General features: G+C 59.2%; 5 protein-coding genes. 1 reads left to right on the top strand and 4 read right to left on the bottom strand.

Annotated features, from left to right (window positions below):
* Positions 1 to 223: 223 nt before the first annotated feature.
* From AB5Y85_RS02110 to AB5Y85_RS02120, 3 genes are all read right to left on the bottom strand, one after another.
* Positions 224 to 520 carry a helix-turn-helix domain-containing protein gene (locus tag AB5Y85_RS02110; protein ID WP_005344341.1) on the bottom strand — a complete coding sequence of 99 codons (297 nt, stop codon included), beginning with the start codon at positions 518 to 520 and terminating at the stop codon, positions 224 to 226.
* The gene (locus tag AB5Y85_RS02115) at positions 517 to 1,047 is read right to left on the bottom strand and encodes a DUF1523 family protein (protein ID WP_005337948.1); all 531 of its coding nucleotides are present in this window, start codon (positions 1,045 to 1,047) and stop codon (positions 517 to 519) included. Before AB5Y85_RS02115 ends, AB5Y85_RS02110 begins: the two co-directional genes overlap by 4 nt.
* A gap of 175 nt (positions 1,048 to 1,222) precedes the next feature.
* On the bottom strand, positions 1,223 to 2,845 hold the full coding sequence (locus tag AB5Y85_RS02120) for a methyl-accepting chemotaxis protein (RefSeq protein ID WP_103252535.1): 1,623 nt from the start codon (positions 2,843 to 2,845) through the stop codon (positions 1,223 to 1,225).
* Between the two features lie 232 nt (positions 2,846 to 3,077).
* Here AB5Y85_RS02120 and AB5Y85_RS02125 point away from each other — a divergent pair, with 232 nt between their 5' ends.
* Positions 3,078 to 3,710, top strand: a complete 633-nt coding sequence (locus AB5Y85_RS02125) for a LysE family translocator (RefSeq protein ID WP_005344345.1) — start codon at positions 3,078 to 3,080, stop codon at positions 3,708 to 3,710.
* A gap of 72 nt (positions 3,711 to 3,782) precedes the next feature.
* Here AB5Y85_RS02125 and AB5Y85_RS02130 read toward each other — a convergent pair.
* A partial coding sequence (locus AB5Y85_RS02130) for an integrase core domain-containing protein (protein WP_368221098.1) occupies positions 3,783 to 3,992 on the bottom strand: 210 nt, incomplete at its 5' end.

Consider the following 3,992-nt stretch of genomic DNA (forward strand, 5'->3'; position numbering starts at 1 on the left):
CTCTTTTAGTACCAGCGTCAGAGCAAGGAGAAGTGCCACAAAGCCAAGTAAAACGACAATGGCCGTGAAGTCTGGTGCGGGCCCAGCAAAGAGAGCTGCAAGTATGACACTCCCGGTGGCAAGAATCGCGAGTTGCAAAATGATGCGTATAGCCTTCATTAGTGCCACCTGATGTGGGCCGGAAGGGGCTTGTTTGTCGATGCATAGCCGCTCTCATGAAGGATCAGGGGTAGCTCAGCGTCTCCTTGATAAGAGGCAGCTGGGCCTTGATCCACGCCGGATTGATGGGCCCCCAGTCGCTGATGCGGTAGTGCCCCTGCAGGTGGCGAGCCCCCTCGGTCTGCTCGAAGGCGCAGCTGATATCGAGTTCGGCCAGCGCACTCAGGGTATCTTGCGCGGTGCGGCGCGGCATGCCGGTTGCCTCCATGATGGCGGGCACCGTATCCGTGCCCTGGCTGATCAGCCAGGCCACGTAGAGCCGCCGGTAGAAGCTGGTGCGGGTCTTGCTCGGCTCACTCATATCTCGTCCTCAAGACGATCGAAGTAGCGCCAGGTTGCAATGGCGGCTTTGCCCATCACCAGCGCCCAGAGGCCGAACCAGAACCAGCGGAAGAAGCTCCAGGTGGAGGCATCAGGCTCTGTGCTCTCGATCTTGGTGACGTTGGGGAACATGGAGAACATGTTCACGCGCCAGCCGTAGGAGGTAATGATGGCCAGGCGTTTCTCGAACTCCATCGACTTGGCCTTGGCCTGGACGTCGGCGGCGTTGAATTTGAAGTAGAAGGGCCAGCCCCACTCGGTATCTTCATTGCGAAACACCCGGATCTTCTCGCCGGGGCGCTCGGTGTAGATGTAATAGACGTCGGTGGTGGGGCCGTCAGCCGGATTCTTCTGGCTGATGGGGCCATCCTTGTCGGTGCGTTTCACCTCGACCCCGGTGATGGTGGCGATGGTGTGCTCCGGCAGGTAGTAGTCGAGCCAGGCGGCGGAAATGAGGGCGATGAGCCCCAGTGCGATAAAAGCGGGTTTCTTGAATCTCAGGCTCATGGTGTGCTCACGTGAGGGGGAGTAACGTGCCTCTACCATACCGATATTTGACAGGGCAGCCCAGCCCCTTATGGCGCCACAAGCCAAAAAATGGCGTCTAAAACAGAGACAAAGCCATTGCTCCATCAACAAGAAAGGCCCTTGCGGGCCTTTTTGTCTGGTTCACTTTGTGCGCTTACAGCTGGAATTGGGCCAGCTGCTTGCGTTGCTGCTCGGCGAGCTGGGAGAGTTCGTTGCTGGCACTGGCGCTCTGGCTGATGCCGGCGGAGCTCTGGCTCACGATCTCGTGAATATTGGTGATGTTGCGGTTGATGTCGGCGGTAACGCAGGACTGCTCCTCGGCGGCGGTGGCGACCTGGGCGTTGGCGTCGTTGATCTGGCGCACGGCACCGGTAATGCCGCTTAGCAGATCCTGCACCTGAGCGGACAAGCGCTGGTTATGGTTGAGGATCTCCAGAGTCTCCTGTACGCCATTGTTGGCGGATTGGGACTGGCTCTGCAGCCGCTCGATGATGGCCTGGATCTCCTTGGTGGAGTCCTGGGTACGGGCCGCCAGCATTCTCACTTCGTCGGCCACCACCGCAAAACCACGACCCGTTTCACCGGCACGGGCCGCTTCGATGGCGGCATTGAGCGCCAGCAGGTTGGTCTGCTCGGAGATCCCCTGAATCACTTCAATTACCTTGCCGATCTGCTCGGACTGGGATTTGAGCTGAGCCACGATGGCGGCGGCATCTTCCAGACTGCCTGCCATCCGGCTGTTGGCGGCGATGCTTTCGGTAAAGAGGGCGAGCCCCTGCTCGACCCGGCCATTGGCATCCCGCGCCAGTTCATCGGCGATGGCGGCGTTGTGGTTGACGTTGTCAGCGGTGCTGGAGAGTTCGGTCACGGCGGAGGCGACCTGTTCGATCTCGCTGTGCTGCTGCTTTGCATTGGCCTCGGACTGGGTCATCACGGCGGCCAGCTCGGTGGCGGCGGAGGCGACGCTGTTGCTGATCCCGGTCAGGTTCTCGATGGTGTTGCCGAGCTGGGTAAGGGTGAGGTTGATATCTTTGGCCAGACGGGTCAGCTCGTTGTTGCCCTCCGCTTTGGCGCGCACGTTGAAGCGCCCTTGCGCCACGGCATGCATCACCTCTTGCAACTGACCGATAGGGCTGACGATGCGCCCGGAGAGGACCCAGCCACAGATCAGCGCCGCCAGCAGGGTACCGGCGGTGAGCAGCAGGGTACGCAGCAGGGTGGCGTCGTAGTGGGCCTGCTCTTCGGCCAGCTCTTGCTGGATCAGCTGGTTGATGTGGGCGGACATGCTGTCTATCTGCTTGATCAGCTGTTCACCCAGCTCGCGGAAATGGAGGCGAGCCGCCTCGTAGGCGACCGGATCGCCGCCACCCTGATGTTTTTGCGCCAGCAGCGGCAGCATGTTGCTGCGGGTATGGCTGAGGTAGGCCTGCAGGGCGGCAGCGACCTGACGGTTATCCTGCTCGGCACCGGGGAGCACCAGACGGCCGAGGATGGCGTTGATCTCCTGCTCGGCGCTGTTGAGGTTTGCGGGCAGTGCGGCAAACAGCTTGGCATCGTAGAGGCCATAGATGGCGCTGGTGCGCAGCCGGTAGGTGGCGTGGATCAGTTTGGCAATATCGTCCTTGTGCTGGACCACGCTCTGGGTCGTCTCATCTATGTCATTGATGGCTTCATCCAGACCCTGTTTGCTGATGGCGATCATCACCATCATCAGCAGGCTGGCCAGCAGCAAAGGTATCAAGACCTGGACACGTATTGATAGATTATTCAATGACATGAATGGCTCTAATCCGGAATTGGAGGAGCCGACATATTACACATGCACGTCAGGAGCTGTCACAGGCTTTTATTGCTGAAATGTGCTGAAGAAAAGGTTTTTTCTTGTGAGAAAGGAGCCATTTAGGCGTGATTGAGCGCTTTATCCCCTGAATATGTGGTACAACTGGCTGAGTTGTATCAATCCTGTCCCGTTTTCGTGATTTCCCGCTCTCGTCATATGGAGGTGTGTTGTGTCCAGCTGGATCGATCCGGCCATTCTGGCTCTGTTTATCCCGACCTTTTTCTTTGTCTCGGTGACCCCCGGCATGTGCATGACCCTGTCGATGACCCTGGGGATGAGCCTGGGGGTGCGCCGTACCCTGCACATGATGTGGGGGGAGCTGATCGGGGTCGGGCTGGTCTCGGTGCTGTCGGTGATCGGGGTGGCAGCCATCATGCTCAACTATCCGGGGATCTTCGCCGCCTTCAAATATGTGGGGGGCGCCTATCTGGTGTGGCTTGGCATCCAGATGTGGCAGGCCAAGGGGAAGATGGCCATTCCGGCGGATCTCTCGGCCGGTCAACAGACCAGCGCCATGGGGCTGGCGCTGCAGGGCTTTGTCACCGCCATCGCCAACCCCAAAGGGTGGGCCTTCATGATCTCCCTGCTGCCCCCTTTTATCTCTGCCGACAAGCCGATGGCGCCGCAGATCAGCGCGCTGGTGGCGCTGATCCTGGTCATCGAGTTCTCCTGCCTGCTGCTCTACGCCAGCGGCGGCCGCACTCTGCGCCACTTCCTCGCCAAGAGCGGCAATGTCACCCTGATGAACCGCATCGCCGGTACCCTGATGCTAGGGGTGGGAGTCTGGCTGGCGCTCGGTTAAGAGTTGTCAGTGACCCATGCCACTGTCTAGTCCTGAAATAGGTTTACACATTTTCGGCTAGCTTTGCTCCACTCAGAACCCCCTATGTACCGCATCGGGGGGTCTGTATTTCAACCCATAATGCGGCCGCTCCTCGTTATAAATATCCACCGCTTCACGCACCATTTCCCGCGCTTGCGTCAAATCTTGCGGGCTTTGCAACAATAACTCTCCTTTCAAAATCCCGTTCACCCGCTCCGCCAACGCATTCTGGTAACAGTCATACCCATCCGTCATCGAGCA

The sequence above is a fragment of the Aeromonas sp. R3-1 genome, assembly GCF_040908345.1.
Lineage (GTDB): Bacteria > Pseudomonadota > Gammaproteobacteria > Enterobacterales > Aeromonadaceae > Aeromonas > Aeromonas veronii.